This window comes from Blautia sp. OF09-25XD (genome assembly GCF_003482095.1).
In the GTDB taxonomy this organism is placed as follows: Bacteria; Bacillota; Clostridia; order Lachnospirales; family Lachnospiraceae; genus Fusicatenibacter; species Fusicatenibacter saccharivorans.
On record NZ_QUMG01000052.1, the window covers coordinates 1 to 893 of the forward strand.

Annotated in this window: 1 rRNA gene; it reads right to left on the reverse strand. The window is 48.3% G+C overall.

Features of this window, described 5'->3' with window-relative positions:
• Window positions 1–684 (reverse strand): 23S ribosomal RNA (locus DXA93_RS17545); the annotation flags it as partial.
• Between the last annotated feature and the right edge of the window lie 209 nt (window positions 685–893).

The following is an 893-nucleotide window of genomic DNA, read 5'->3' on the forward strand; positions in this document are numbered from 1 at the left end:
CGCCCTCTTAAGACTTGGTTTCCCTTCGGCTCCGCACCTTGAGTGCTTAACCTTGCCAGTAAACGTAACTCGCCGGACCGTTCTACAAAAAGTACGCGGTTGTGCACATAAGGCACTTCCACAGCTTGTAAACACAGGGTTTCAGGTTCTCTTTCACTCCCCTCCCGGGGTCCTTTTCACCTTTCCTTCACAGTACTATGCGCTATCGGTCACTGAGGAGTATTTAGCCTTGGAGGGTGGTCCCTCCTGCTTCCCACAAGGTTTCCCGTGTCTCGTGGTACTCTGGATCCTGCCAGCCTCTCATCAATTTCGCCTACGGGATTTTCACCCTCTCTGATCAGATTTCCCAAAACTGTTCGGCTATTGATTCGAGTACCTTATGCAGTCCACAACCCCGCGGTGCACGCACCACGGTTTGGGCTCTTTCCATTTCGCTCGCCGCTACTTTGGAAATCGAGGTTTCTTTCTTCTCCTCGGGGTACTTAGATGTTTCAGTTCCCCCGGTTCCCTTCCATACGTTATGGATTGGCGTATGGATACTTGAGGTTTGCTCAAGTGGGTTTCCCCATTCGGATATCTCCGGATCAATGGATATTTGCTCCTCCCCGAAGCTTTTCGCAGCTTATCACGTCCTTCATCGGCTCTCAGTGCCAAGCATCCACCCTGCGCTCTTAATGCTTGACCTGTATTCTTGGTCCGCTGCCATCATAGCGTTGATGACAGGCTTTTGTGTTCTCTGCTTTAAAAGCAATTGATTCAATAATCTTTCGATTATCTCTCTGGTTTGATAACATCACATGCTCTCACACATGATGCCTCGGATGTCTTTTCCTATCTCTAACGTTTTAACGTTTTCAATATAGATTGTATATGCGGTTTTCAAGGTACATCTT